Below are 26064 nucleotides of genomic sequence, written 5' to 3'. Positions count from 1 at the left end.
GAGAGTTGCCCTGGACCCGGCGGCACGACGCCGACACGAGGTCCCATGGAACAGCCACCAGCGGCAACCAGCGCACCGTCCGCGACCCAGCGCGTTGCCCCACGGCGACCGCGACCCCCCAGCGACTACGCCGTCCTGTCCGAGCGGATCCGCGGGGCGGGCCTGCTGCAGCGCCGAAGGTTGCCCTACCTCGTGCTGCTGGTGTCCCTGGGTGCGGCGCTGACCGGCACCGGCGCGCTCCTCGTCGTCCTGGGCGACTCGTGGTGGCAGCTGGGCACCGCGGCCGGGCTCGCGCTGGTCCTCGCCCAGCTCGGATTCCTCGGTCACGAGGCAGCCCACCAGCAGGTGCTGGGCACGAGGAGGGGCAACGAGTGGTTGGCGCGCTGCCTGTCCTGCGGCGTGGTCGGCCTCAGCTACGCGTGGTGGACCCACAAGCACAACCGGCACCACAGCGCCCCGAACCAGGTGGGTCGGGACCCGGACATCGCTCCGGGGGCGATCGCCTTCACCCGTGAGGCCGCCGCCGACCGCACGGGGTTCCCCGGCTGGTTCGCCGACCACCAGGGCTGGTGGTTCTTCCCCCTCCTGCTGCTCGAGGGACTCAACCTCCACCAGGCCGGTGTGCGCGTGCTGCTGCAGCGTCGTGAGCTCCCGTGGCGCCGGCTCGAGCTCGGGCTGGTCGCCGTGCGGTTGGCCGGGTACGTCGTGGTCCTGCTGCTCGTGCTCGACCCCGTCAAGGCGCTCGCGTTCCTCGCGGTCCAGCTGGGGTTATTCGGGTTCCTGCTCGGTGCCGCCTTCGCGCCCAACCACAAGGGGATGCCGATCGTGCCACGAGACGCCCGGATCGACTTCCTGCGCCGCCAGGTGCTCATGTCGCGGAACATCCGCGGCGGGTGGCTCGTCACGTTCCTCATGGGCGGGCTCAACTACCAGGTGGAGCACCACCTGTTCCCGTCGATGCCGAGGGCCAACCTGCGCCGCGCCCGTCCCCTCGTCCAGCAGTTCTGTGCCGAACGCGGGGTCACGTACACCGAGACCACCCTGATGGCCTCATACGCCATCGTCGTCAGGTACCTCGACTCCGTCGGCCCGGGAAACCGTGATCCCTTCAGCTGTCCACTCGTCGAGCAGTACCGCGGCTGAGGCGGCCGGGGCGAGCACCGCCCCCGGCGCCGGGGACGACTGCCGTCACGTCGGCGGCCCGTGGCCGCCGACGTAGGGTCCACCTGTGATCCTCGCCCTCCTCGCCGCCCTCGTCGGCACCCTCGGGTATGGCGCGGGGTCGGTCCTGCAGAGCGTGGGCGCCTCCCGGGCCAGTGGCGTCGCCGTGGCGCGCCAACCGACCTACGTCGCCGGTCTCGCCTTCGACGCCGTCGCGTGGATGGGCTCGCTCGTGGCCCTGCGCCAGCTGCCGCTGTTCGCGGTCCAGGCCCTGCTCGCGGGCTCGCTGGCCGTGACCGTCGTCCTCGCCCGCCTCGTCCTCGGCGTCCGGGTCCGCCGCCGGGAAGGCGTCGCGGCGGCCGTCATCACCGCCGCCCTCGTCGTCCTGGCCGCCGGTGCCGGACCGCTGTCGGCGGTGCGACCGCCACGGCCCTTCAGCCCGGTCATGCTCGTCTCCCTGGGGGTGTTGGCGGTGGCGACGGTGCTCGCCGGGCGCCGTGCCCGCTCGACGGAGCTGGCGGTCCTCGGCGGCGTCGCCTTCTCGGGTGCGGCCCTGTGCGCCCGCGCCGCCCACGGGTCCGGCGACTGGGCGAGCCTGCTGCACGAACCCCTGGCCTGGGCTGTGCTCGGCTACGGGGCCCTCGGCATGATCGGCTACACGGGAGCGCTGGAGCACGGCTCGGTCGGTCCGGCGACGGCGATCCTCTGGGTGGTCGAGGTCGCCCTGCCGGCCGTCGTCGGCGTGTGGGTCCTCGGCGACGCGGTCCGTCCGGGCTGGGCAGCACCGGCGGCGCTCGCGCTGCTGCTGGCCCTGGGTGCCTGCGTCGTGCTGGCAGCCGCCCCCGGTCAGTCGGGCGGGGCGACCGTCCCGTAACCGACGAGCCAGCTGGGCTTGAGGCGGTACATCCGGATGTCGTCGCTCCACGTTGTCGGGTCCGAGCCGTAGTGGGCCGTCCAGTGCGCGATGGTCTCGTCCCAGGTCGGGTCGCCGGGGGAGAGCAGGACGGCTCGTCCGTGGCAGAAGACCCCGAGTCGCTCACCGTCGAGGTGGGCAGCGCTCACCGCGGGTCGAGCCTCGAGGTGACGGGCCTTGGCAGCCCGACCGTCGGTGCCGAACGTCCAGCACCCGTGCAGGAAGTGCCCGTCCACGGCACTCACCCGGGGTTCACCCCTGGCCGTGACGGTGGCCAGGCTCAGCACCTTCATCCCGTCCAGGGCGGCCACCACCTGCGCGGCGGTGAGACGGCGGTCGCCGGTGATGATCTCGCGCAGGTGGCTCGTGCCGGCCGCGTGGGACGCGTCCATCAGGACCTGCAGATCGTCGACCTCGCGTGCCGTCTCCTTCACGGTGTCGACGGTACTCGCGGGCCCCGACACCCGGTCGGTGCTGACGTGCCGATCCGGTCAGGAATCGAGAAGCACGGGCGGGGGTGAGCGGCCTAGCCTTCCATCGAGGGGCCCGGAAGGGCGCCATACCGGGATCACACCACGAGGGGACGATGACATGGCCACCAAGACCGCCGACACCAAGAACGCCGGCACCACGGACGGGTTCACCGCGCAGGAGCGTGCCGCGATGAAGGAACGGGCCGCGGAGCTGCGCGCCGAGGGGAAGAAGGGCGCGAAGCTGGCGGACGGGTTGCAGGACCTGCTCGACAAGATCGCGGCGATGGCGCCCGACGACCGTGCCCTCGCCGAACGCGTCCACGTCGCCGTGACGACGACCGCGCCCGACCTCCTGCCGAAGACCTGGTACGGGATGCCCGCCTACGCGAACGCGGACGGCAAGGTCGTCCTCTTCTTCCAGGACTCGGGCAAGTTCAACTACCGCTACTCGACCCTGGGCTTCCAGGACGCTGCGAACCTCGACGACGGTGACATGTGGGCGGCCTCGTTCGCCCTGCTGCGGTGGAGCCCCGCGGTCGAGAAGAAGGTCGTCGCGCTGGTGAAGGCCGCCGTGTCCTGACGCCGGGCACGGTGGGCGCAGTCGGTGACCACCGGGCCCTGCGCCGGCCCGCGCCCCGTAGGTTGGTCCCCTCGGGGCAGCAAGCCCCACGAAGGGACGTGCCATGAGGAGCCGACTGGCCAGGGCGGTGCTGCGGCTCTCGCGGTGGACCGCCGTCGGCGAGGTGCCCCGCAGCGGCATCCTCGTCGGGGCCCCCCACACGTCCAACTGGGACTTCGTCATGATGCTGCTGATCATGTGGCGCGGCGGGGTCACCCCGCGGGTCCTCATCAAGCACAGCCTGTTCAGGGGGCCGTTGGGGTGGTTGCTGCCCCGGCTCGGCGGGGTCTCCCTGGACCGCGAGAACCCCGGTGCCGTGGTGCGGGACCTCGTGCGCGAGGCGCGCAGCGGAGAGCCGTTCCTGCTGATCCTGGCCGCCGAGGGGACCCGCACGAAGGGCGAGTACTGGAAGTCCGGCTTCTGGCGCATCGCCCGCGAGGCGCGGCTGCCGATCGCCCTGGCGTTCATCGACGGCCCCTCGCGCACAGCGGGATTCGGGCCGACCATCGTGGCGGACGAGGACGTCGTGGTGGTCATGGACCAGGTCCGAGCCTTCTACCGGGACAAAAGGGGCATCCACCCCGAGCGCCGGACGGAGCCACGGCTGCGGGAGGAAGGGGGCGCCGCCGGGCGCGCCCCCGGGCGGTCCTCCGGCGCCTGAGCGCCGACCCCGCCCCTCGCCCCACGGCTGGTCCTCGACATGGTCCGGAGTCGTCAAGGAGATGGCAAAGGGCACGCATAACGGCAGGTGGCGCCCCTGCGACCCTGACATGGTCTGCCGGATGGAGCTCACCGTCATGGCCGACTGGAACGCGGACCCGGTCTGGACCAAGCAGGGCATGGTCGACCTCGAGACCCTCCCGCTCTCGCCGCGGTTGACCGCGGACCTGCTCGCCTGGGCGCGTCGCTGGGAGGAGCTGCACGACCGCACCCGTACCGCGCCGCAGCAGGACTCCTACTCGGACTGGGTCAGCTCCGGGCGCCGGCTGTCGCGCGACCTGCAGCTCGAGCTCGGACCGGCGTACGACGTGGAGTACGCCCACGACCACGAGGGCTGACCTCAGCCCCCGGCCGCGATCGTGCTCGCGGTGTCGAGGAACGTCCGGGCCTCCTCCGGGTACCCGTGCCACGCGAGGTACAGCCCGGTCGTCACCCGCTCGACGTAGGCCCAGCGCCAGACACGCTCCGCCTCCACCCCGGCCAGCTCTGCGGCGTGCTCGCACCCCTGGCGCAACAGGTCGGTGCCCGAGCCGGGCTCGGCCTCCTCCAGGTCGCGCAGCTCGTGGCAGGCGTCGCGCAGCGCCACCCCGAGGTCGTAGGCGCGTTCCCCGACGAAGCCGTCCGGGTCGATCAGGGCCCAGCCGGTCCCTCGCCGCAGGACGTTCCCGCCGTGCGGGTCGCCGTGGCAGACCACCTCCGGTCGCTCTGTCGTCGCGAGCTCGCGCGCGTGGGCCGAGGCCAGGGCGAGGGCACCCTCGTGTCCGCCGCCGTACCTGGGTCCGAGGTCGTCGAGGATGGCCACGAGACCGGCAGCCTTGCCCTCGAACCGTTTCCCTGACCCGGCCGGCACCTGCCACGCCTCGAGGAGCAGGGGCGCGACCACCTCGACCTGCGCGGACACCGTGCGGTGCTCGGTCCAGAGGTCGGCGCCGAGCCGCTCGGTCAGCAGGGCGCCGGCGGCTTCGTCCCAGGCCAGGACCTCGGCGTAGCCACGCCCCTCGGCGGCGAGCATGACCGTCGCAGCCCGGTCGAGGGCGCCGGGGTCCGCGATCTTGAGCACCGCCCCGGTGCCGTCCACGCGCACCACGTCGAGCGTCGGAGCCCCCGCTCCGCCGTCGAACCACGCGCGGGCGGTGAGGTCCCAGGCGGTGCAGACGGGGCCGACGGTGGCCCGGAAGTGCGCGACGGTGGTCCTGAGGTCGCGGTCGGACCGGTCACGGCGCCGGTCGGCCTCGGCCACCGCGCCGGCGATGACGTCGTCGTGCTCGGGTGGGCGCCTCACCGCCTCAGGCTAACCACCGGCTCCCGTGCCGGGGCAGGCCACGGCTGGTTGGATGAGCAGATGGCCCCTGTCGTGAACGTCACCGGTGGACTCGCTCGCGGCACCAGCCGCGACGGTGTCGACGCCTTCCTCGGACTCCCGTATGCCGCGCCGGCCGTGGGCGCCGACCGGTACCGGCTGCCGCAGCCCGTCGTGCCGTGGGAGGGGGAACGCGACGCGGGCGTGCACGGGCCGAGCGCAGCCCAGACGGCGTACCCGAGCCCGATGGACCAGTTCCTGCCGGCCTCGGTGGCCCCGGGGGACGAGTACCTCAACGTCAGCGTGTGGGCGCCGTCGGAGGGCGGGACGGACCTGCCCGTGATGGTCTGGATCCATGGTGGGGCGTTCGTCCGAGGCGCGAACAGCGTTGCCACGTATGACGGTTCGGCCTTCGCCCGTGACGGGGTCGTCCTCGTCTCGGTCAACTACCGCCTCGGCGCGCCGGGCTTCGCCGTGCTGGACGGTGCTCCCACCAACCTCGGTCTCCGCGACCAGGTCGCCGCTCTGCGGTGGGTGCGCGACAACGTCGCGGCGTTCGGCGGCAACCCCGACGACGTGACCGTCTTCGGTGAGTCGGCGGGCGGCATGAGCGTCGCGACGCTGATGGCCTCGCCTGCCGCAGGAGGCCTCTTCCACCGTGCCATCGTTCAGTCCGGAGGCGGCACGGCCGTCTGCGCACTCGAGGACGCCCGACGGGTGGGGGTCGAGCTCGCTGCGATCCTCGGTGTGGCCGCCACGGCGGAGGCGTTCGCAGCGCTGGATCCCGAAACCGTCGCCGCGGCCCAGGGGGCCCTGACGCTGGCGGTCCAGGCCGACCCCGACCCGGCCCGCTGGGGTTCCTCTGTCCTGCGCGGCGGTCTCGGCATCATGAGTCTGTTCCCCGTCGTGGACGGTGACGTCGTGCCCGAGGTCCCGGCGACCCGGATCGCGGCGGGGTCGGCCGCGGGGGTGCCGCTGCTCATCGGCACGACGACCGAGGAGATGCGCCTGTTCATGGTGCCGACCGGAGTCGCCGCCACGATCTCCGAGCCGGCCCTGCCGTTCCTCGCAGCACGCTACGGCTGGCCGCAGCACGCGGTCGAGACGTACGTGCGCAACCGTCCTGAGGCGTCTGCGGGCGACGTCGCTGCGGCCATCCTCACCGATGCCGGTTTCCGGGTCCCCACGGCGCAGCTCGCCGCGGCCCAGCACGGCGTCGGGGCGCCGGTGCACGTGTACGAGTTCGCCTGGCGGACACCGTTGGCCGACCTCGGCGCCTGCCACGCCCTCGAGCTGCCGTTCGTCTTCGACACGCTCGGCGCCGGGGCGCTGATGGCGGGTGGGGCGGCGCCGCAGCCGGTGGCGGACGCGATGCACCGGGCCTGGGTCGAGTTCGCCAAGGGTGGCGACCCGGGGTGGCCGTCCTGGGCGCCCGACGAGCCGCTCGTCAGGACGTTCGGCGCGTCGCCGGAGGAGCCCTCGTCGGACGTGTCCGCCGTGAAGGTGTCGACCTGGCCGCGTCAGGACGAGCTGGCGCTCTGGGGCTGACCCGCACCGCCCGGCGTGCCGGCGGCCAGCAGCTGCGCGCCGACGGCCCGGGCCACCTCCTGGAGCTCGGTGCACCCGACGATCCGGAACGGTGCGCGCAGCACCGCCAGCTGCTCGGCGTACCACCACAGGCTGCTCGTCGTCCCGACCAGCCGCGTCGTCTGCTCGTCGACCGCCTCGAGCCGCCCCAGCGCCCGGGGGAGCCAGTGCGACACGATCTCGACCGGGGCCTCGACCAGGACGTCGACGGCATACTCCCAGCCCGTCGCGAGGTGCTGCTCGAGGAGGGCGACGGGGTCGAGGTCCGGGGGAGGGGTGAAGGTGAGGTCGAGCACCTCGACGGCCGAGACCCGGTCGACGCGGTACGTCCGCACCGCCGCCTCGTCGGACGTGGGACGGGTGAGGCAGAGCAGGTACCAGCGTCCGTGGCGGACGACGACCGCCCACGGGTCCACCTCCACGTCCCACGTGCGACCTGACTCCGAGTGGTAGGTGACCCTGACCCGGCGGTGCTCCGCGCTGGCGTCCACCAGGGTGGCGGCCGTGGTCGGGTCCGGGCGGGCCGCAGCCCGGTCGGGTGCGGAGGCAGCCGTGCGGCGGACGGCATCCGCCTGTGCGGCAACGGAGTCGGGCAGGGCCCGGAGGATCTTGGCCAGGGCGCTGCCGACGGGGTCGGCGGGGTTGCCGGCGTCGTGGTGACCGTCGAGAACGGCCATGACCAGACCGAGCGCCTCGGCGGAGCTGAACGTCAGCGGGGGCAGCCGCAGACCCCGACCCACGCGGTAGCCGCCGTAAGGGCCCCGGGTGGACTGGACGGGGATCCCGGCCTCGCGGAGGATGCCCACGTAGCGGCGGGCCGCGCGTGACGTGACCCCGAGCCGCTCGCCGAGGCGGTCCGCGGTGATGCCCGGTGAGTCCTGCAGCAGCTCCAGGCAGAGCAGGGCCCGGGCGGTCGGGTTCGTGGTGTCCACGTGAACAGATTGGCACACGTTGCGGAAGCGATCCGTCCGGAACCAGCCGTACCGTGCACCCATGACGACCGAGCAGAGCACCGACACCGGACCGGCCGCCGCCCCGGACGGCGTTGCAGCGCAATGGGTTCCGCCGAGCTGGGAACCACCGTTCGCCGGCACCGAGCTGGAGCACCTGACAGGAGCGTTGGACCGGCTGCGCACGACGTTCCGCTGGAAGGCGGGCGGGCTCGACCGCGAGGGCCTGGACACCAGCGTCGGGGCGTCGTCCCTGACCCTGGGAGGTCTGCTCAAGCACCTGGCCGCCTGCGAGGACCACGTCTTCACGACGAAGCTCAAGGGGGAGCCGCTGGGGTCGCCCTGGACGGAGATGGACCAGGACGACGACGAGGGGTGGCACTTCCGGTCCGCCGCCGCCGACACGCCCGAGGAGCTGTACGCCCTGTGGGACCGCGCGGTCGCGAGGTCCCGGGCCACCCTGGCCGCAGCGGTCGCCGAGGGTGGGCTGGAGCAGGAGGCCCACGTGACGGCCCCCGACGGACGGCACGCGAGCCTGCGTCGGCTGGTCTTCGACCTGGTCGAGGAGTACGGCCGCCACACCGGGCACGCCGACCTCCTCCGGGAGGCCGTCGACGGACTGGTCGGCGAGGACCCGCCCGGCGACTGGCGACCGTGACGGGCGCAGGTGCGAACCGGCTCCGGACCGGGCAGCCGGCTGCTCCCTATCCTGCTGCGATGGAGCTCGAGTTCAGCGGTGACGTGTGGTTCTGGCGAGGGCCGTCGCCGTGGCACTTCGTCACCGTCCCCGACGAGGAGTGCGGGGCGCTCGAGGCGGTCGCGTCCCGCGTGAGCTACGGCTGGGGCATGATCCCCGTGCGGGCCCGGATCGGGCCGACGACGTGGACGACCTCGTTGTTCCCCAAGGACGGTGCGTATGCCGTGCCCCTCAAGTTCGCGGTGCTGCGGGCCGAGCAGATCGAGGTCGGCGACCTGGTGACCGTCCACCTCTGCGTCGACACCTGAGCCGCAGGGTCACGCCGCGAAGAGCAGGACCAGGCCACCACACGTGTAGCCGACCATCACCACGAGCATGGGGACCTGGCCGCGGACGGCCGCCTTCCGGTCGAACAGGCGCAGGGCGCGTTCGTGGGCGTGGACGATGCCCAGGACGTGGCCCGTGACGATGGCCGTCACCTGCAGGCAGGCGACGAACGTCGGGCCGATGAGGGCGGAGCCGGGGGTCAGTCCACGCGTCCCGAGCCAGTTGGCGCCGGTGCCGAGCGGGTCGGACAGCAGGGCGAGGGTGAGCTGTCCGCCGTAGACCCACAGGGACCAGTAGTGCGCGACGACGTACCCCGCGGCGATGGGCACCAGCGACGGGGCGAACGCCGTGGCGCACCCGCGCAGCGACACGACGCCCGCGATCCTGGCCGCCAGCCCTGCTGCGGCCGCCAGCGTCCCGGCCACCAGCACGCAGAACCCGAGGAGGCCCAGGGTCTGCGCCGCCACCGGGGAGGCCGACGACTGCGTCCAGCTGAACCACGCGGTGAGCCCGGAGAAGCCGTCGTACGCCGTGCCGCCCAGCAGGACGGACACCGTCGCCAGCAGCCCGTGGTCGGCCTCGATCCGGTCCACGCCGTGCAGCGGGGTGCGGACGACCCACGTGCGGTCGGGTCGTCGCCCCAACGGGCTGAGCGCGCCGTAGAGGGAGGACAGGACCTCGAAGGGGTCGGCCCGCTCGAACCAGCGTGGACCGAACACCACCGCGCCGAGGAGGGTGAGCAGCATGACGCCGAGGATCGTGGGCAGGAGGACGGCTCGCGTCGTGCGGTCGGGCGCGATGAGCTCGAGCCAGGTGAACGCGAAGAGCCCGACGGCGGCCGGCCAGTAGCCCAGCCGGTACCGCAGGATGCCGTTGAGCGGGTCCAGTCCGCCCGCCCGGCACAGGAGGAGGAAGAGCGCGCGGAGGGGGTTGAGCACCCTCCAGACGGGACCCAGCACCAGGGACAGGAACGGCAGCCCGATCCAGAGCCAGACGTAGACGACGTACGGCGTGGGGTTGTTGGCGTTGTCGGCCCCGGCGACCAGGGCCATCAGGGTCCAGGCCGACAGGGCGAGCGCGAGGGCGACGGCGCCGCCCCGCAGCCACCGGCTGTCCAGGAGCCTGGCCGTCGTGGCAGGGAGGGGGTGGCCGCCACCCGGGTGCAGGCGCGGGGTGCGCCAGAGTGCTCCCAGGGCCACGAACGAGACCACGAGGGCGACGGACGCGCCGGCGACGACCAGGGGGAACGGCAGCGGCAGGTCCTCGCGCTTGCCCACCCCGTGCGCGACCCACGCGGCGGGGTTCAGCACAGGGGTCACGGGCGGTTCCTCCGGGGGCCGGCCGTCGTGCGCGACGGTCCCTGAACGGTACTGCCGGGACGTGCCCGGCCACCGGTGTTTCGGCGAGGCCGCGACCTGGTGGACCCGCGGAGAAATCTCCGCCGTCGACGGGCTGGCGACCCTAGACTCTGGACGCGGACCGGCTGCGGTCCGTCGGCTCCGGGAGGTCCCATGCACGCGTCGTCACGGTGGCCACGCGTGCTGCTGCTGGCGGTGCTCGTGGTGGCCCACCTGGTGTGGCTCGGGCAGGCGCCTGCCTCGGCCCACTCACCCATCTCGACCATCGTGCTGCAGGTGTCCGGCAGCGGTGGTGACGTGGTGGTCACGGCCTCGATCCGTTACCCCGACAGCGATCCCGTCGTCGGCGAGACCGTCCGTGCCGTGGCGTACCTGCCCGACACGGCCGAGTCCCGCCCGCTCACGCTCAGCGAGACCAAGGGTGCCCGTGGGCAGTGGCGGGGCACCGTGCACGCGACCCCCGGGCGGTGGCAGCTCGAGGTCGACGCCGTCCGCAAGAGCAAGGGCCTGCAGAGCATCGGGTTCGTGGTCGGCGACGACGGGTCCATCAGCGACGTGGCGAGTCCGTCACCCCTCCCGGCGACCGTCGTCGTGCCGGGAGCTCCCGCCGAGGCCGCGCGGTCCGGGCTCCGCGAGGCGCCGAGGACCAGCGCCACCCGGTCCCAGCTCACCTGGGCGGTGGTCATGGGAGTGGCCGGGATGCTCGTGATGCTCGTCATCGTCCGCCGGATGGCAGCCAGACCCGAGGAGCCGGCCGAGGCCGCGGACGTCGGATGGTGAGCGCCCGCTCCCGGTGCGGTGCCCGTATGGCGTGAGCCACGACGCCCGGGTGACGTGCGCCCGCGCGGTCGGTGCCCGGTAGTCAGGCGCCGGTCGGCAGCTCGGCCCAGACGACCTTGCCGTCCGAGACCGCGTCGCAGCCCCACCGGTCGGCGACGGCCTCGACGATGCTCACGCCGCGCCCGTTGACCTCGCCGGCCGAGGGGTGGCCCAGCTCGAACCATCCGCGCTGGGCATCGTGGACCGACAGGTGCAGCACGCCCGGGCTGTGGTGCAGGAAGACCCGGAACGGTGACTCGGCGTGCAGCACGGCGTTCGTGGCCAGCTCGGAGACGAGCAGCAGGGCGTCCGGTGCCACGTGGTCGAGGTCCCAGTGCTCGAGCGTGGCGCCCACGAAGCGGCGGGCCGCGATCACGGCCGTGGTGGTGGGAACGAAGACCTCGGTGCGCTGGGCGGTCGTGAGGTCGTGGACCAGGGCGCCCGGGTCCTCCGGGAGGGGGCGGAGGGAGCCGTACCCGGGTGGTGCGTGCACCTCGGAGTGCCGGACGCAGGTCTCGCGGATGCCCGGCAGGCCCGCGGAGGCGAGGAGGGCGGTGGGGTAGGCGCAGAGCAGGCCGGTCCGGTGACCGGTCAGCACGGTGTTCCAGGCGGACTCGAGCCCGATCGCGGCGGCGACCTCACCCTCCTCCCAGAGCAGGGCGACCAGCTCACCGAAGACGCGGGCGCGGGTGTCCTTGGTCGTCACGGAGGCGAGCAGCTCGCGCAGGTGGGACTCGAACCGCTCGAGGTCCAGCTCGCCCTCGGCCCGGAACTGGGCCAGGGTTGCGGCCGCGTCGCGCAGGTGGAGCGTGCCACGCGCGGTGGCCTCGGCGACGTCGAAGCCTAGTGCCGACAGGACCTCGAGGATCACCGGTGCGTGCGTCGCCGTGGCGATGAGGAGGACGACCTCCCCGGACTGCAGGCCCTCATGCGCGTACCCGGCCACCGCCGAGACGATCTCGGAGTCGTGGTCGTAGAAGATCACCGCATGGTCGTCGGGAGCGGCCACCGGGTCGCCGGACAGCACGCCTCGCACTGTACGCCCGTATGGACGGGCGTCGGCAGGTTTCTGGCGACTTGTCTCGCCGGGGGACGGTGGTGGACTCCTCGGGGGCACCGGCACCAGAATGTTGCGGCGCCCGCGACGGCGGACCGGTGCGCGCGCCATACCTCGCCGTCCGGTGCCCGGACCCGGAACCGGGCCGCCCTTCCCGCCCTCCCCACACCTGCCGAGAGGTCCTCCCGTGCTGCAGACCGACCACTTCATCCGCTTCGAGAAGGTCGGGGAGGTGACGGCCACGGACCGCGGGCTGCTCGCCGAGGTGGAGACCGAACAGCTGCGGGTGGACCTCGTCAGCGACGACGTCGTGCGCGTGAAGATGAGCCGTGGCGGGGTGTTCGACGAGGAGCCGACGTTCGCGGTCTGCGTCGACCCGCTGTCGGGCCCGGTCGACTTCACCGTGGACCGCGACGACCAGCGAGTGACCGTCAGGACCTCCGCGATGGTCGTGTCGTTGTGGCTGGAGCCGTTCCGCCTCGACGTGCACCGCACCGACGGCACCGCGGTGGTGGAGACCGCTGCCGACGAGCACGGCCGTTACTGGGGGTACGCCACGCTCAACGACACCTTCACGATTCGTCGGCGCTGTCGGCAGGAGGACGCCGTCTTCGGGCTGGGGGAGAAGTCGGGACGGCACAACCGCAAGGGTCGGGGCTTCACGATGTGGAACACCGACGTCCTCAGCCCTGACGCGGCAGGGGAGTTCACCGCCGGCAAGGAAGCGGGTGACCCGCGCGGCGACCGCACCAGCGTCGAGTTCGACCCGTTCTACGTGACGATCCCGTTCTTCTACCACCAGACCTACCCGGCGGGGACGATGGCCGGGTCGTTCATGGACAACGGGTACCGGGGTGAGTACGAGTTCTCCGCCCACGACGAGTACCGCATGACCTTCCGCGGCGGTCAGTGGACCGAGTACATCTTCGCGGGCCCGGACATGCCCGCGATCCTCACGGGGTACACCGCGCTCACGGGACGCACCCAGCTCCCTCCCCTGTGGTCGCTGGGCTACCACCAGTGCCGTTGGTTCGACTACACCCAGGAGGCGGTCGAGGCGCTCGGCCAGCGGCACCGGGACGACGAGATCCCGTGTGACGCACTGTGGCTCGACATCGACTACATGGACGGCTACCGCGTCTTCACCTGGGACACCGACAAGTTCCCCGACGCCCCGGGGATGCTGGAGCGGCTGTCCGACCAGGGGTTCAAGGTGATCACCATCATCGACCCCGGCGTGAAGTGGGACCCGGGGTACGCCGTGTTCGACGACGGGCTCGAGCGCGACGTCTTCTGCCGGACCGAGGGCGGTGACACCTACATCGGCCAGGTCTGGCCCGGCAACACCGCGTTCCCGGACTTCGTCACGCCCGAGGCGCGCGCGTGGTGGGGAGAGCTCAACGCCAGGCACGTCCAGTCCGGCCTGGCCGGGATCTGGAACGACATGAACGGGCCGGCCACCGGGTCGATCGCGCCCGACGGCATGCGGTTCGGGCACGGCGAGTTCTCCCACGACCGCTACCGCAACCAGTACGCGTTGCTCATGGCCATGGGCACCACCGAGGGCCTGCGGGCAGCGATGCCGGAGCTGCGCACGTTCATCCTGTCGCGCGCCGGGTTCGCGGGCATCCAGCGGTATGCCGCGAACTGGATGGGCGACAACCTCTCCCGGTGGGACCACCTCTGGCTGAGCATCGCCATGGGTTCTGGTTTCGGGGTGTCGGGCCAGGCGTTCGTCGGTGCCGACGTGGGTGGGTTCGCGGGCAGCTCCGACCCCGAGCTCTTCACCCGGTGGATGCAGTACGGCGTGCTGACACCGTTCTGCCGCAACCACTCGATGATGGGGAACGTCGACCAGTACGCCTGGGCGTTCGGGCCGGTGGTCCAGGACCTCGTCCGCGAGGCGGTGCGCCTGAGGTACCGCCTGCTCCCCTACATCTACACAGCATTCGTCCGGGCCTCCGAGACCGGTGAGCCGGTGCAGCGGCCCCTGGTGTTCGACCACCAGTACGACGGCACCGTCCGCGACATCGACGACCAGTACCTGTTCGGGACCGACCTGCTCGTCGCCCCGGTGATCGACGCCGGGACGACCTCCCGGCAGGTCTACCTGCCCGAGGGGGACTGGTACGACTGGCACTCCGACGAGGTGCTGCCCGGCCGCTCGTTCGTCGTGGCCGCGACACCGATGGACCGCATCCCGGTCTACGCCCGTGGGGGAGCGGTTGTGCCGATGTGGGTGGAGGCCCCGGCATCGACCGACGGCCACCACCCCGAGGCGGTCGAGCTGCACGTCTTCGTCCCCCGGTCGGACGGCGTGCACACGTCACGACTGGTCGAGGACGACGGCCTGACGACCGCGTCGGTGCAGGGGGCTGCCTGGCGGACGACGTTCACGCTGACGCGGGACGGTGCCTCGGTGTCGCTGCGGGCCGGGGTGGAGGGCGAGGGCTATCCGCAGTTCCGGCGTCGCGCATTCCACCTCGTGCTGCACGGGGCTGCCCCGGCGAGCGTGGACCTGGACGGGACCGAGGTGCCGGTCCGGGACGCGGTGGCGGTGCTGCCCGTGGGTGCAGAGGAGTTCATGGCGACCTTCGTGCTCTGACCGGTCCCGCGACATCTGCGCGCAGGGGTGCGTCAACCACTCGACGTCCTGGTGACGCCGGCTCAGTCCAGGTCGGGTTCGAGGGCGCCTTGGTACGCGGCCCGGTAGAGCCGCGCGGCGGCGACCATCCGCCCACCCCCGGGGGTTCGGCACACGACGCGCATGGCGGGTGAGGCGTCGAACGGGGATGCGTCGGACCCCGAGGCGGCGGCGCGGCCGGCGTCCTCGGCGATGGCGGTCATGAGCTCGAGCTCGAGTGGGGGAACGGTGGAGGTGATGGCACCCGGGTCGAAGGGGACCGGCGAGGTGGCGTCGACAGATGCGGTCATCGGAGGTGGACCTTCCACGGGCGGGGTCGATGCAGGACCCGCCGGGGTCCGGGGCGATTCTCGGACGGTAGCAGGGCTCATGGGCGCACGCATCGCACGACGTCGATCCACGGACGGGCGGTTCCTGCGATGGCCTTCCTCCGCCGAGCGTCAGCAACGCCCGCTCGTGCCGACGTGGCCTGCGACGGCAGCACCACCGCTCCAGCCCCTCAGGTCCAGCCGGTCGTGTGGACCGGGCAGCGCCCAGGGCTGTGCGTGCTGCGCCGCCGGACCGCGGTGCGCACCGCCCAGCGGATCCGGCGTCGCGCGAGGAGCAGCAGCACGCCGACCCACAGCCCGACGGCCCATCGTTGTGGCCCGACGGGTGGGTCGGGCACCGGTCGGTAGCCGCCGTCGTCGAGTCCGGCTGCCTGCTCGAAGTGGTTCTCCGACCCGGGGAACAGGGTGTCGTCGACGAGGTACGCGACAGGCAGCAGGGCGATGCCACCGACGAGGGTGAACACCGCCCACTGGTCCACGTGGCGGGACTCGTGCTGCGCCAGGAGCCTGGCGCGGACCGGGTTCACGCGGGGGGTGGGGGAGGCGAGGAACACCTCGCCGACCATGCTGCCGGGGAGGTCCTTGGCGGCCGGGATGAAGGCCAGCGTGATCTGTGGGTCGCCGACGCTGCACAGCCCACGCCCCTTGAGCTCGGCGAACCCCAGCGCCAGCCCGCTGACCGGGGCGGTGAGCAGCGACCTGACGCGCGAGCGCACCGACGACCGGGCCGGCATGACGGGGTCGGCGATGGTCCGTCCCTCCGAGATCGAGATCGGTGCCACGCAGGCCGGCAGTGCCCGCGCCTTCTGCGACACCCGGAGCCCGAGCCCCACGACCGACAGCAGGGCGAGGACGACCATCGCCGCGAGCAGGCGGCGGTGACGACGCTGGCACAGGTCGCAGGCCAGGACTCGGCGTGGGCGCAGGACCCGGGTCCGGGGCAGGACCAGCAGCAGTCCCAGCACCCCGGCCCCGGCGAAGGCGACCACGGCCCACACGACCCGCATGGGTGCGGAGGTCGGGCGGCGCCGCCCGGGTCGGTCGTCCACGAGGGTCATCCTTGCGCCGCCCAGCCGCCCCGCGCCAGCCATGGGAAGGGGTGGGCGCCGCCTTGTCCCGGTTCGCGCTCGGAAGGCCGATTCGTTCTGGCTCAGGTAATTTCGAGTCATGACCTCCAATGCCGACAAGGCCCGTGAGCTCCTCCGACTCCACACCGACCCCGAACTGCTGCTCGTCGTCAACGTCTGGGACGTCATCACCGCGAAGGTGGTCGCGGACACCCCCGGCACCAAGGCGCTGGCGACCGCCAGCCACTCGATCGCCGCCTCCTACGGCTACCCCGACGGCGAGCAGATCCCGCGCGACCTCATGATCGAGGCCGTCGGCCGGATCGCGGCCGCGGTCGACCTGCCCGTGACCGCCGACCTCGAGGGCGGCTACGGCGACGCGGGGGAGACGGTGAGCCGCGCGATCGACGTCGGCATCGTCGGGGCGAACCTCGAGGACCAGATGAAGCCGCTGGCCGACTCGGTCCGTGCGGTCGAGGCTGCCGTCGCCGCCGGGGAGAGGGCCGGCATCCCCTTCGTCCTCAACGCCCGCACCGACGCCTTCGTCAAGGCCGGGGACCGCGACCTGCAGGAGGTCCTCGACGAGGCCGCTGCGCGCGGCCGCGCCTACCTCGACGCCGGAGCCTCGACGTTCTTCGTCCCGGGACCCCTGGACGAGGCCATGGTGAGCCGGCTCGTCGACGAGCTCGGCCCCCAGAAGGTCAACGTCATCGGCATCCCCGGTTCGGTGCCGCTGGCCCGCCTCCAGGAGCTGGGCGTCGCCCGGGTCTCCTACGGCCCGTGGAGCCAGAACGTCGCCCTGACGGCGCTGGCCGAGCTCGCCGAGGACGTGTATGCCGGTGGCGGACTGCCGGAGGGCACCCGCAAGCTCAACTGACGGCCGGGAGGGTCACCCGCGCAGCAGGGCCTCGTGGCCGAGTGAGGCGTGCACACCCCAGGTCTGGTTGGCGACCTGGGTGACGTGCAGGTCGACCGCTGCGCTCGACAGCCCCAGGGCCTCGGCGCGGGTGACCGAGAGCAGCGACTCCATCCACGTGACCATCGCGTCGAGGGCGGCAGCTGTGGCGGTGTTGAGGTCGGTGTCGAACCCCAGGGTCAGCCGGGCGGTCGGGGTGAGCGCGTGCACGGTCCGCAACGGCGGGTCGACGACGACGTCGAGCGCCATCGTCGTCGTCATCGGGCACTCGATCGCGGTCCCGCCGACCTCTCCGTGGCCCTGGGCCGCGTGGCCGTCGCCCGCCGTGAGGAGGGCGCCCGGGACGTTGACGGGCAGGAACAGCGTCGAACCGGCCACGAGGTCGCGGCAGTCCATGTTGCCGCCGCTCTCCGGCCTCGGAGGCACGGTCGACAGCTCTCCGTCGACGTCGCACGCCACGCCGACGACGCCCAGGAACGGTGCCAGCGGCACGGCATACCCGAGGTGGCTGCGGGCCAGGCCCGCGGCGGTGTCGACCTCCCACAGGAGGTGCCCACCGTGCCCCTCGCCCAGTCCGAGACGGTGGTTGAGCCACGAGTCGGCGCCGCCGGAGGCGGTCCAGCCCCACGGACCGGGGTCGATGGCGGAGAAGTGCACCGCGAGCACGTCGCCGGGACGCGCTCCGTCGACGGCCACGGGCCCGGTCAGGCAGTGACCACGGCGGGGAGTGAACATCCGCGGGCGGTCCTCACCGGGGAAGGTCTGGCGCTCGAGGTGGCCGCCCGAGTCGAGCGACTCCAGGACGACGGTGTCACCGGGTTGCACCGTGAGCACCGGGGGGCTGTCCCGGGAGACGGTCTCGACGACGGTGGCGGGGCTGACGGGGAGGTGGTGGATCACGGTGCTCCAGGTGGTGGTCCGGGTGGGGGTGGGCTGGTGCCGGGTGGCGGTGCGGGGCAGCCGAGGTGACGATGGGACCGACCCTGCCACAGCCGTCCGGCCGTGGCCCCTGCGGAGAGGACCCCATGGAGTACGTGAAGCTCGGATCCACCGGACTGGATGTCTCACGGATCGTGCTGGGGTGCATGAGCTTCGGCGAGCCGGACCGGGGCAACCACTCCTGGACCCTCGACGAGGAGGCCAGCCGGCCACTGCTGCGTCAGGCCGTGGAGGCGGGGATCACGTTCTTCGACACCGCGAACGTCTACTCGGCAGGCAGCAGCGAGGAGATCGTCGGACGCGCCCTGGCGGAGTACGGGCGCCGCGACGAGTTCGTCGTCGCGACCAAGGTGCACGGCCGCATGCACGACGGGCCGAACGGCGCCGGGCTGTCCCGCAAGGCGATCCTCGCCGCCATCGACGCCAGCCTCGCGCGCCTGGGCACCGACTTCGTCGACCTCTACCAGATCCACCGCTGGGACCCGCACACGCCGGTCGAGGAGACGATGGAGGCACTGCACGACGTCGTCCGGTCGGGGAAGGTGCGCTACCTCGGGGCGTCGTCGATGTGGGCGTGGCAGTTCGCCAAGGCGCAGGAGACCGCACGGGCCAACGGGTGGACGCCGTTCGTGTCGATGCAGGACCACTACAACCTCCTCAACCGCGAGGAGGAGCGCGAGATGCTGCCGTTGTGCGCCGACCAGGGGGTGGGGGTCATCCCGTGGAGCCCGCTGGCGCGCGGCCTGCTCACCCGGGAGTGGGGCGAGCAGACCAGTCGCAGCGAGACCGACGAGTTCGGCCGGACCCTGTACGGCGAGGCCGACCGGGCCGTCGTCGAGGCCGTGGGCGAGGTGGCGGCGGCCAGGGGCGTGCCCAGGGCGCAGGTCGCGCTGGCCTGGGTGCTGCGGAACCCGGTGGTGACCGCACCGATCGTCGGGGCGACCCGGGCGGGCCACCTCGAGGACGCCGTGGCGGCCCTGGACCTGGAGCTCACCGACGACGAGGTCGCGAGGCTCGAGGCACCGTACGTGCCGCACGCCCCCGCGGGGTTCTAGCCCGCAGCCGGTCAGGCCGGTTCGGGCATCAGGCGTTGCAGGATGTCGGGGACCCCGACCACCCCGAGCGCAGGGCCGCCCGGTTCGGCAACGACGACCAGCTGGGTGCTGGTCTGCTTCATCCGGGTCAGGGCCTGGTGGACCAGGGCACACGGTGGCATCGTCTCGGGGTGGCGCATGATCACGGTCACCGGTTGCCCGGGATCCGAGGTGAGGGCGTCGCGGACGTGGACGACGCCCAGGACGCTGCGTCCGTCGCGGACCAGGACCCGGAGGTGGCCGGTGCGCCGCGAGGTCTCCCAGAGGTCGGCCGCCGTCGCATCGACCCCGACCGAGGTCAGGGCCCCATGGTCGTCGACCAGGTCCGCCAGCGTGAGCGTCTGGAGGTCCAGCGCCCCGGAGAGCTGGGCGGAGTACGCCGTGTCGAGCGTCCCGACGCTGGTGGAGTGCTCCAGCAGGGACCGCAGGTCCTCGGGGCTGCGGCCCGAGGCCACCTGGTCCGTCGGCTCGACCCCGACCCGGCGCAGGCACCAGTTGGCGACCGCGTTGAGGGACCGCAGCAGGGGCCGGGTCGCCCACATGAACCCCCGCATCGGCAGCGCCAGCATCGTGGCGGAACGCTCGGGGTGGGCGATCGCCCACGACTTCGGCGCCATCTCGCCCACGACGAGGTGCAGGAACGTCACCACCACCAGGGCGAGGACGAAGGCGACGACGTCGGCGGCCCAGACCGGCAGGCCGGTGGCCTCCAGCGGCGGCATGAACCAGTGGTGGACCGCCGGCTTGGTGATCGCACCGAGGGCCAGGGTGCAGACGGTGATGCCGAGCTGGGAGCCGGCGAGCAGCAGGGTCAGCTCGTGCGAGCTGCGCAGCGCGGCACGTGCGGCCCGGCTGTGGTGCGCCGCGTCCTGGAGCCGGTGCCGCTTGGCCGACATGAGCGCGAACTCGATCGCGACGAAGAACGCGGACAGCGCGATGATGGCGACGGTGGCCGCGAGGATCACCCAGGTGTTGCTCATGACTGCTCCTCGGGCTGGTGCGGTCCAGCGGCATCCGCCTCGCCGCTCTGCGGCTCGGGGGCCCGCTCGACCCGCAGTCGGACGCTCGCGGGAACATACCGTTCGACCTCGAGCACCTCGATGACGGCGACGTAGGGCGTCGGCTCGCCGTCCTCGGCCAGCTCGGCCGGGTCGATCGGCAGCTCGACGACCACGGTGTCACCGGGGTCCGGCAGCGCCCCGTGGTGGGCGATGACGAGGCCGGACACGGTCTCGTGGTCACCGACGGGGAGGGCTCGGCCCAGCAGGCGCTCGGCCTCGTCCAGGGGCAGGTCGCCGGAGAGCAGCCACGAACCGTCCGCGTCGGGTGCGGGGACCGGCTCCGACACGGCGTCGTCGTGCTCGTCCGTCAGCTCGCCCACGAGCTCCTCCGCCATGTCCTCGAGCGTGAGGATGCCGGCGAACGAGCCGTACTCGTCGATCACGCAGGCCAGCTCACGCCGTCGCCCCACGAGCTCGCGGACGGCGTCGGGCAGGGCCATCGTCGTCGGCACCACGACCGGCTCCTGCATGAGCTCGGTGACCGACCGGGCGCCGAGGCCGGAGGTGGCGAGCACGTCGTACAGCTCGACCACCCCCAGCACGCTGTTTCCGTCCTCGGCCAGCACGGGGTAGCGGGAGTGGCCGGCCGCCATGAGGCTGCGGACGTCGTCGACGGTGTGGCGCGGGTCGACCGTGTCCACCCGCGGACGGGGGACCATCGCGTGCTCGACGTCGCGCCGGGGGAAGTCGAGGACGCGTTCGAGCAGCAGCGACAGCTCGGGGGAGAGGTCTCCGCTCTCGCGCGACTCCGCGACGATGTGCTCGAGGTCGCGGGCACTCGCGGAGTGCTCGACGTCGTGGACCGGCTGGATGCCCAGGGCACGCAGCAGGACGTTGGACGCCCGGTCGAACACCTGGATCAGCCACCCGAAGACCGTGAGGTAGATCGTCGTCGACCGCGACAGCCAGCGCGCGATCGGCTCGGGCCGGGCGATGGCGAGGTTCTTCGGGAAGAGCTCACCGAAGACCATCTGCACCACGGTGGAGAACCCGAGGGCGATCACCGTGCCGACGGCCAGTCCGACACCGGTCGGCACGGGCGTGCCACCGAGCAGGTCCGAGAAGGACTCACCGATCAGCGGTTCAGCCACGTAACCGACCACGAGCCCGGTGACGGTGATGCCGAGCTGGGCTCCGGACAACATGAAGGACGTGCGCCGGGTGACCGCAAGAGCGCGGGCGGCGACCGGGTCACCGGCCTCGGCACGGGAGGCCAGGCGGGACCGGTCCACGGCCATGTAGGCGAACTCCTGGGCCACGAAGTAGCCGGTGAGGGCGGTGATGAGCAGGACGACGAGGATGCCGAGCAGGAGGGACAGCACCGCGGTCACGCGTCAGCTCCCCCGTGGGGTGGGGTGGGACCGACGCGCCGGGCGCGTCCCGGCGTACTGGGGGGTTCCATGGATCTCCGTGGTCGGGTGCTCTGGTGCGGACAGGGTCACTCGGTGGTGGCAACGCCGCAGTGCCCTCCGGGGTTCCGTGGGTTCCCGTGGATTCCCGTGGGTTCCCTGGGAGTCCGTGGGATCCCGGCAGCGCACCCATCCTGCCGCACCGGGGCGGCAACGGACGCGCGAGCCCGTCGACGCGAGGGACGGGCCGGTCTACCGTGGACGGGTGCGCCTCACCGACGGCGGCCTCGAGACCTCGCTGATCTTCCACCAGGGCCTCGACCTGCCGGACTTCGCCGCCTTCCCGCTGCTCGACGACGAGCAGGGGCGGGCCGCGCTCCGGACGTACTGGGCGCCATACCTCGAGCTGGCCCGCGGGACGGGAGCCCACTTCCTCGTCGACACGGTGACGTGGCGCGCGAACGCGGACTGGGGCACCCGGCTGGGGTACGACGAGGCGGCGCTGCGCGAGGTCAACACGGAGGCCGTGCAGTTCGCCCGGGAGCTCGCCGACCAGCTGCCCTCGGCCAGCGTCAACGGGGTCCTCGGCCCCCGGGGCGACGGGTACGTCGTGGGCCACGAGATGGCGGCCGAAGGGGCGCAGGCCTACCACCGGCCGCAGGTCGCGGCGCTCGCCGAGGCGGGCGCGGACCAGGTCGCCCTGCTGACGGTCACGTACGTCGCGGAGGCGGTCGGGTTCGTCCGGGCGGCTCGCGACGTGGGGATCCCGGCAGTGGTGTCGTTCACGGTGGAGACCGACGGTCGCCTCCCCGGCGGTGTCGGCCTGCGGGAGGCCCTGGAGGTGGTGGACCACGAGACGGACGGGTCGGCGACGGGCTTCATGGTGAACTGCGCGCACCCCGACCACGTCGCGCCCGCCCTCGACGACGGGGACTGGGTCGGCCGACTGGTCGGGTTCCGCGGCAACGCCTCCCGGATGAGCCATGCGGAGCTCGACGCCGCCGAGGAGCTGGACGCCGGCGACCCGGACGAGCTCGGCCGGGCGTATGCCGCGTTGCTGCAACGGATGCCGGCCGTGGACGTGGTCGGGGGCTGCTGCGGCACCGACGACCGGCACGTGCGGGCGATCGCGGCTAGCGTGCTGGAGCATGGGCGCACCGACGACTGACTTCTACGGCCTCGAAGGCCACCTCGACGACGACGAGCGCGAGGTCCTGCTGGGGATGAGGGAGTTCCTCGCTCGCGAGGTGGCACCGATCATCACCGACCACTGGGTGCACGCGACCTTCCCGTTCGAGATCATCCCGGGGCTGGCGGCCCTGGGCACGGCAGGCCTCGCGTTCGACGGACCGGGTGGGGGCAAGCGCAGGTTCCTGCTCGACGGGATGCTCGCGATGGAGATGGCCAGGGTCGACCCGTCGATCGCGACGTTCCACGGCGTCCACAGCGGCCTGGCCATGGGTTCGATCCAGCTCTGCGGGTCCGACGAGCAGAAGGAGCGCTGGCTCCCGGCCATGGCGCGGTGGGAGAAGATCGGTGCCTTCGGGCTCACCGAGCCCGACGCCGGGTCGGGTGCCGCCGGTGGGCTGACCACCACCGCCACCCGCGACGGCGACGAGTGGGTGCTCGACGGCGAGAAGAAGTGGATCGGCAACGCGACCTTCGCCGACCTGACGATCATCTGGGCGCGCGACACGACCAGCGACGAGGTGCTCGGGTTCGTCGTCGAGAAGGACACCCCGGGGTTCAGCACCGAGGCGATCGGCGACAAGATCGCGCTGCGCGTCGTGCAGAACGCGCACATCACGCTCGACGGGGTGCGGGTGCCCGAGGCAAACCGGCTGCAGCACGCGAACTCCTTCGACGACACCGGTCGGGTCCTGCTCATGACCCGGGCCGGGGTGGCCTGGATGGCGGTGGGCTGTGCGCTGGGGGCCTACGAGCACGCGCTGGCCTACGCCACCGAGCGGGAGCAGTTCGGGCAGAAGATCGGTGGGTTCCAGCTCATCCAGGACCTGCTGGTCCAGATGCTCGGCAACACGACGGCCTCGGCAGCCCTGTGCGTGCAGCTGAGCCACCTGCAGGACGCGGGGAAGGCCACCGACGCCCAGGCCTCCCTGGCGAAGGCGTTCTGCACCGTGCGCATGCGCGAGACCGTGGGCTATGCCCGCGAGCTGTTGGGCGGCAACGGGATCCTGCTCGACCACCAGGTCGGCCGGTTCGTGGCGGACGCGGAGGCGATCTACTCCTACGAGGGCACGCGCGAGATCAACACCCTCATCGTCGGCCGCGAGATCACCGGCATCGGCGCCTTCGTCTAGCCGAGGTGGCCCCGGGCCGGCGCCCGCACCCCGGTGGCGTGGATGCGGGGCAGCGTGATCGTGAAGACCGACCCGCCGCCGGGCCGCGGCGCGTAGTCGATCTCGCCGTGGTGGGCTCGCGCGATGGAGTTGACGATGGTCAGGCCGAGTCCCGTGCCCTGGATGGCCTCGGCCTGGGCCGTGCTGGACCGGAAGAACCGCTCGAACAGGCGGTGCGCCTCGGCCTCGGGGACGCCCATGCCGGTGTCCTCCACCGCGATCCGCACGGTGTCGTCGTCGGTCTCGTCGACGCGCACGGTCACCCGACCACCCGCGGGGGTGAACTTCACGGCGTTGGAGGCCAGGTTGAGCAGGGCCCGCTCCAGCTGTCCCACGTCGCCGGCGACGAGGACGGGGTCGTGGGGCGCGACGACGGCCAGGGTGACCTCGGCGTCGCGAGCCATCTTCTCGAGGGCCTCGCACGCCTGCCACGAGCAGTGGACGACGTCCACCTCGGTGGGGGTGAACGAGAAGCTGCCCGCATCGACCCGCGACACCGCCAGCACGTCCTCGATGAGGGACAGCAGGCGGCCGGCGTTGCGCTCGACCTTCTCGACCATGCTCAGCTGGAGGCGGTTGAGGTCCCCGGCGTCACCCTCGGTGAGCATCTCCGCGTAGCCGATGACGCTGGTGATCGGCGTGCGCAGCTCGTGGCTGATGTTGGTGACGAAGTCGTCCTTGGCCTGGTCGAGCTCGGTGAGCCGTTCCACCGCCCGACGCTCCTTGTCCAGGGCCGAGCGCAGCTGGGCCTCGGCCTCGCGCCGCTCGGTGACGTCGACGAGCTGGGCCGTGTAGAGGTCGCCGCCGTACTCGTCGAGGGGGGACAGCGTCACCTCGAGCCAGGCCCGCGAGGGACGCGCCACCTGCACCTCGCCCTGCCAGCCAGGTGAGGCCTCGTCGTCGCTGAGCACCGACACGGGGGACCCCGGGACCACGGAGTCGACCTCGAGGGCGCTCACGGGGTCGAGCAGCAGCGACCAGCTCTCGTCCAGCAGGTCGGCCTCGGTGCGTCCGTCGTCGCCCGTGAGCAGGCGCAGGGCCACGGCATTGAGCTCGACCACCCGCAGGGCACCCTCTCGTCTACGCAGCAGCAGCATGCCGACTCGCGCGCCGTTGAAGCCGTGGCGGAACAACGCCTCGCTGCGCTCCAGCTCGGTCATCGCGACCTGGCGCTGCCGGATGGCCACGGACAGCGGGAGGACGAGGAGGGCCGCGCTGACCACGAACGCCTGCACCAGGGCCGTGATGACCTCGGGCGGCCGACCCGCCGACATGTGCGCGAACGGCCCTCCTCCCAGGGAGCTGAGCACGGTGCCGAGGATGCCTGCCGTCACGAGCTGCGCACAGACCGTGCGCTGGCCCATCCGCACCGCGCCCCACATCAGCGGGACGAACGGGACGAAGGCCAGTGGCAGGCTCTGTCCCGGGGCGAAGACGAGCGCGACCACGGCCAGCAGGGCCAGCCACTGGGTGATGCGCTCGGTCCGGCGCCGGCGCGGCGTCGGAGAGGCGCCGAGGAACCACGGCAGCACCAGCAGGAGGGCCGCCCCGTGCGAGGCGCCGACGGCGCGGGCCACGTCGAGGAAGTCCCCGGTGCCGGAGAGCTGGACGGTGACACCGGCTCCCACGGCGATGACCGCGACCCCCGCCGTGCACGCCTTGAGGAAGTGACCGAGTCCGGCCATCGACGCGAGTGCGGTCCGGGCCCCGCCGGCGCGGACGAGCAGGACGGTGACGACGACGGTCTCGGCGAGGTTCGCGGCAGCGAACCCGAGTGCGACGGGCAGGGACCGGTCACCGAGGAGGTTGCCGATGACGGAGACCACGAACAGCCCGGCGCCGAGCACCCAGCGCTGCCGCCCGCGCAGCCAGAGGAGCGCAGCAACGGAGACCCCTGCGGCCGGCCACCACGCCGCCACGCTGGATCCCGACGGGGCCAGGACCACGGAGGTGCTGGTGAGTGCGAGGACGGTGCCCAGCAGGCCGGTGAGGGCCACGACGGGGCGGACCCCGTCGGGCAGCCCGTCGAACCAGGTGCGCAGGGCCCCGTCCGGGCCGACCCTGACCACGGGCTCGCGGACGTGCACGGTGGCGCTGGCGCCCTGCGGGACGTCCGGGTGGCCGTCGGCGGCTCGGCGTGCGGGTGTGGGGCGGTGGCTGCCGGACCTCACGGGGTCCGTCCCGGGCTCGGGACGGGCACGACGCGCGCAACGGACACGCGAACACCTGACTCTCGGCCGGGGGGAGGGGACGAGGGCGATTCTGCCCGAACGCGGCCCGTTATCCCACCAACGCGCCGCACCAGTGGGGGACAGGGGTATGGC

At 72.7% G+C, this 26064-nt stretch carries 25 protein-coding genes; 14 read left to right on the top strand and 11 right to left on the bottom strand.

Annotated elements, in window-relative coordinates:
• Window positions 1-45: 45 nt before the first annotated feature.
• Both ASD62_RS02260 and ASD62_RS02255 read left to right on the top strand, forming a co-directional pair.
• Window positions 46-1143 carry an acyl-CoA desaturase gene (locus ASD62_RS02260; protein ID WP_082580520.1) on the top strand — a complete coding sequence of 366 codons (1098 nt, stop codon included), beginning with the start codon at window positions 46-48 and terminating at the stop codon, window positions 1141-1143.
• A gap of 85 nt (window positions 1144-1228) precedes the next feature.
• Window positions 1229-2035: a hypothetical protein gene (locus ASD62_RS02255; protein WP_056914581.1), complete on the top strand. Its 807-nt coding sequence runs from the start codon at window positions 1229-1231 to the stop codon at window positions 2033-2035.
• Here the strand turns inward: ASD62_RS02255 and ASD62_RS02250 are convergent.
• Complete coding sequence (locus tag ASD62_RS02250) at window positions 2008-2508, bottom strand: pyridoxamine 5'-phosphate oxidase family protein (protein ID WP_056917094.1); 501 nt, start codon at window positions 2506-2508, stop codon at window positions 2008-2010. The genes ASD62_RS02255 and ASD62_RS02250 overlap by 28 nt on opposite strands.
• A gap of 157 nt (window positions 2509-2665) precedes the next feature.
• Between ASD62_RS02250 and ASD62_RS02245 the strand changes: the two genes are divergently transcribed.
• From ASD62_RS02245 to ASD62_RS02235, 3 genes are all read left to right on the top strand, one after another.
• Entirely contained in the window at window positions 2666-3127 is a 462-nt protein-coding gene (locus ASD62_RS02245) for an iron chaperone (protein ID WP_056914580.1), read from the top strand.
• Between the two features lie 103 nt (window positions 3128-3230).
• A complete protein-coding gene (locus tag ASD62_RS02240; protein ID WP_056914579.1) occupies window positions 3231-3827 on the top strand; it encodes a 1-acyl-sn-glycerol-3-phosphate acyltransferase in 597 nt (198 codons plus the stop codon).
• 121 nt (window positions 3828-3948) lie between these two features.
• Window positions 3949-4224, top strand: a complete 276-nt coding sequence (locus ASD62_RS02235) for a hypothetical protein (protein ID WP_056914578.1) — start codon at window positions 3949-3951, stop codon at window positions 4222-4224.
• Window positions 4225-4226: 2 nt separating this feature from the next.
• Here the strand turns inward: ASD62_RS02235 and ASD62_RS02230 are convergent, their stop codons facing one another.
• Window positions 4227-5168, bottom strand: a complete 942-nt coding sequence (locus tag ASD62_RS02230) for an aminoglycoside phosphotransferase family protein (protein WP_056914577.1) — start codon at window positions 5166-5168, stop codon at window positions 4227-4229.
• Between the two features lie 60 nt (window positions 5169-5228).
• Between ASD62_RS02230 and ASD62_RS02225 the strand changes: the two genes are divergently transcribed.
• Complete coding sequence (locus tag ASD62_RS02225) at window positions 5229-6734, top strand: carboxylesterase/lipase family protein (protein WP_056914576.1); 1506 nt, start codon at window positions 5229-5231, stop codon at window positions 6732-6734.
• Here ASD62_RS02225 and ASD62_RS02220 read toward each other — a convergent pair.
• Entirely contained in the window at window positions 6707-7705 is a 999-nt protein-coding gene (locus ASD62_RS02220; RefSeq protein WP_056914575.1) for a YafY family protein, read from the bottom strand. The genes ASD62_RS02225 and ASD62_RS02220 overlap by 28 nt on opposite strands.
• Window positions 7706-7766: 61 nt before the next feature.
• Here ASD62_RS02220 and ASD62_RS02215 point away from each other — a divergent pair, with 61 nt between their 5' ends.
• Both ASD62_RS02215 and ASD62_RS02210 read left to right on the top strand, forming a co-directional pair.
• The gene (locus ASD62_RS02215) at window positions 7767-8381 is read left to right on the top strand and encodes a DUF664 domain-containing protein (protein WP_082580519.1); all 615 of its coding nucleotides are present in this window, start codon (window positions 7767-7769) and stop codon (window positions 8379-8381) included.
• A gap of 59 nt (window positions 8382-8440) precedes the next feature.
• Window positions 8441-8728 carry a DUF1905 domain-containing protein gene (locus ASD62_RS02210; protein ID WP_056914574.1) on the top strand — a complete coding sequence of 96 codons (288 nt, stop codon included), beginning with the start codon at window positions 8441-8443 and terminating at the stop codon, window positions 8726-8728.
• A gap of 9 nt (window positions 8729-8737) precedes the next feature.
• Here the strand turns inward: ASD62_RS02210 and ASD62_RS02205 are convergent, their stop codons facing one another.
• Window positions 8738-10066, bottom strand: a complete 1329-nt coding sequence (locus ASD62_RS02205; RefSeq protein ID WP_082580518.1) for a hypothetical protein — start codon at window positions 10064-10066, stop codon at window positions 8738-8740.
• Between the two features lie 219 nt (window positions 10067-10285).
• Between ASD62_RS02205 and ASD62_RS02200 the strand changes: the two genes are divergently transcribed.
• Window positions 10286-10885 (top strand): hypothetical protein, encoded by a 600-nt coding sequence (locus ASD62_RS02200; RefSeq protein WP_056914573.1) that lies wholly within the window; start codon window positions 10286-10288, stop codon window positions 10883-10885.
• A gap of 82 nt (window positions 10886-10967) precedes the next feature.
• Here ASD62_RS02200 and ASD62_RS02195 read toward each other — a convergent pair whose 3' ends face one another.
• On the bottom strand, window positions 10968-11951 hold the full coding sequence (locus ASD62_RS02195) for an MEDS domain-containing protein (protein ID WP_056914572.1): 984 nt from the start codon (window positions 11949-11951) through the stop codon (window positions 10968-10970).
• A gap of 217 nt (window positions 11952-12168) precedes the next feature.
• Between ASD62_RS02195 and ASD62_RS02190 the strand changes: the two genes are divergently transcribed.
• Window positions 12169-14586 (top strand): glycoside hydrolase family 31 protein, encoded by a 2418-nt coding sequence (locus ASD62_RS02190; RefSeq protein ID WP_082580516.1) that lies wholly within the window; start codon window positions 12169-12171, stop codon window positions 14584-14586.
• A gap of 62 nt (window positions 14587-14648) precedes the next feature.
• Here the strand turns inward: ASD62_RS02190 and ASD62_RS02185 are convergent, their stop codons facing one another.
• Both ASD62_RS02185 and ASD62_RS02180 read right to left on the bottom strand, forming a co-directional pair.
• A complete protein-coding gene (locus ASD62_RS02185) occupies window positions 14649-14915 on the bottom strand; it encodes a hypothetical protein (RefSeq protein ID WP_056914571.1) in 267 nt (88 codons plus the stop codon).
• Between the two features lie 209 nt (window positions 14916-15124).
• Complete coding sequence (locus ASD62_RS02180) at window positions 15125-16003, bottom strand: hypothetical protein (protein WP_056914570.1); 879 nt, start codon at window positions 16001-16003, stop codon at window positions 15125-15127.
• 118 nt (window positions 16004-16121) lie between these two features.
• Here ASD62_RS02180 and ASD62_RS02175 point away from each other — a divergent pair, with 118 nt between their 5' ends.
• A complete protein-coding gene (locus ASD62_RS02175; protein ID WP_056914569.1) occupies window positions 16122-16898 on the top strand; it encodes an isocitrate lyase/phosphoenolpyruvate mutase family protein in 777 nt (258 codons plus the stop codon).
• 12 nt (window positions 16899-16910) lie between these two features.
• Here the strand turns inward: ASD62_RS02175 and ASD62_RS02170 are convergent, their stop codons facing one another.
• Complete coding sequence (locus tag ASD62_RS02170; protein WP_056917091.1) at window positions 16911-17837, bottom strand: acetamidase/formamidase family protein; 927 nt, start codon at window positions 17835-17837, stop codon at window positions 16911-16913.
• A gap of 125 nt (window positions 17838-17962) precedes the next feature.
• On the opposite strand from ASD62_RS02170, the gene ASD62_RS02165 reads away from it, so the two are divergent.
• On the top strand, window positions 17963-18931 hold the full coding sequence (locus ASD62_RS02165) for an aldo/keto reductase (RefSeq protein ID WP_056914568.1): 969 nt from the start codon (window positions 17963-17965) through the stop codon (window positions 18929-18931).
• A gap of 11 nt (window positions 18932-18942) precedes the next feature.
• Here ASD62_RS02165 and ASD62_RS02160 read toward each other — a convergent pair whose 3' ends face one another.
• Entirely contained in the window at window positions 18943-19950 is a 1008-nt protein-coding gene (locus ASD62_RS02160; RefSeq protein WP_056914567.1) for a CNNM domain-containing protein, read from the bottom strand.
• A complete protein-coding gene (locus ASD62_RS02155) occupies window positions 19947-21362 on the bottom strand; it encodes a hemolysin family protein (protein ID WP_056914566.1) in 1416 nt (471 codons plus the stop codon). Before ASD62_RS02155 ends, ASD62_RS02160 begins: the two co-directional genes overlap by 4 nt.
• A 283-nt stretch (window positions 21363-21645) precedes the next feature.
• On the opposite strand from ASD62_RS02155, the gene ASD62_RS02150 reads away from it, so the two are divergent.
• Window positions 21646-22548 (top strand): homocysteine S-methyltransferase family protein, encoded by a 903-nt coding sequence (locus ASD62_RS02150; protein WP_056914565.1) that lies wholly within the window; start codon window positions 21646-21648, stop codon window positions 22546-22548.
• Entirely contained in the window at window positions 22529-23701 is a 1173-nt protein-coding gene (locus tag ASD62_RS02145; RefSeq protein ID WP_056914564.1) for an acyl-CoA dehydrogenase family protein, read from the top strand. Before ASD62_RS02150 ends, ASD62_RS02145 begins: the two co-directional genes overlap by 20 nt.
• On the opposite strand, the gene ASD62_RS02140 is transcribed toward ASD62_RS02145, so the two are convergent.
• On the bottom strand, window positions 23698-25911 hold the full coding sequence (locus tag ASD62_RS02140) for an ATP-binding protein (protein WP_056914563.1): 2214 nt from the start codon (window positions 25909-25911) through the stop codon (window positions 23698-23700). The genes ASD62_RS02145 and ASD62_RS02140 overlap by 4 nt on opposite strands.
• Between the last annotated feature and the right edge of the window lie 153 nt (window positions 25912-26064).

Origin of the sequence: Phycicoccus sp. Root563 (assembly GCF_001427915.1) — a bacterium.
In the GTDB taxonomy this organism is placed as follows: domain Bacteria; phylum Actinomycetota; class Actinomycetes; order Actinomycetales; family Dermatophilaceae; genus Pedococcus.
This window is presented reverse-complemented; position numbering and strand designations above follow the sequence as displayed.

Coding starts and splice junctions, on each gene's coding strand:
- ASD62_RS02185 (WP_056914571.1), bottom strand. CDS start 14,915: ATGACCGCATCTGTCGACGCCACCTCGCCGGTCCCCTTCGACCCGGGT.
- ASD62_RS02165 (WP_056914568.1), top strand. CDS start 17,963: ATGGAGTACGTGAAGCTCGGATCCACCGGACTGGATGTCTCACGGATC.
- ASD62_RS02245 (WP_056914580.1), top strand. CDS start 2,666: ATGGCCACCAAGACCGCCGACACCAAGAACGCCGGCACCACGGACGGG.
- ASD62_RS02210 (WP_056914574.1), top strand. CDS start 8,441: ATGGAGCTCGAGTTCAGCGGTGACGTGTGGTTCTGGCGAGGGCCGTCG.
- ASD62_RS02225 (WP_056914576.1), top strand. CDS start 5,229: ATGGCCCCTGTCGTGAACGTCACCGGTGGACTCGCTCGCGGCACCAGC.
- ASD62_RS02235 (WP_056914578.1), top strand. CDS start 3,949: ATGGAGCTCACCGTCATGGCCGACTGGAACGCGGACCCGGTCTGGACC.
- ASD62_RS02240 (WP_056914579.1), top strand. CDS start 3,231: ATGAGGAGCCGACTGGCCAGGGCGGTGCTGCGGCTCTCGCGGTGGACC.
- ASD62_RS02215 (WP_082580519.1), top strand. CDS start 7,767: ATGACGACCGAGCAGAGCACCGACACCGGACCGGCCGCCGCCCCGGAC.
- ASD62_RS02145 (WP_056914564.1), top strand. CDS start 22,529: ATGGGCGCACCGACGACTGACTTCTACGGCCTCGAAGGCCACCTCGAC.
- ASD62_RS02160 (WP_056914567.1), bottom strand. CDS start 19,950: ATGAGCAACACCTGGGTGATCCTCGCGGCCACCGTCGCCATCATCGCG.
- ASD62_RS02175 (WP_056914569.1), top strand. CDS start 16,122: ATGACCTCCAATGCCGACAAGGCCCGTGAGCTCCTCCGACTCCACACC.
- ASD62_RS02260 (WP_082580520.1), top strand. CDS start 46: ATGGAACAGCCACCAGCGGCAACCAGCGCACCGTCCGCGACCCAGCGC.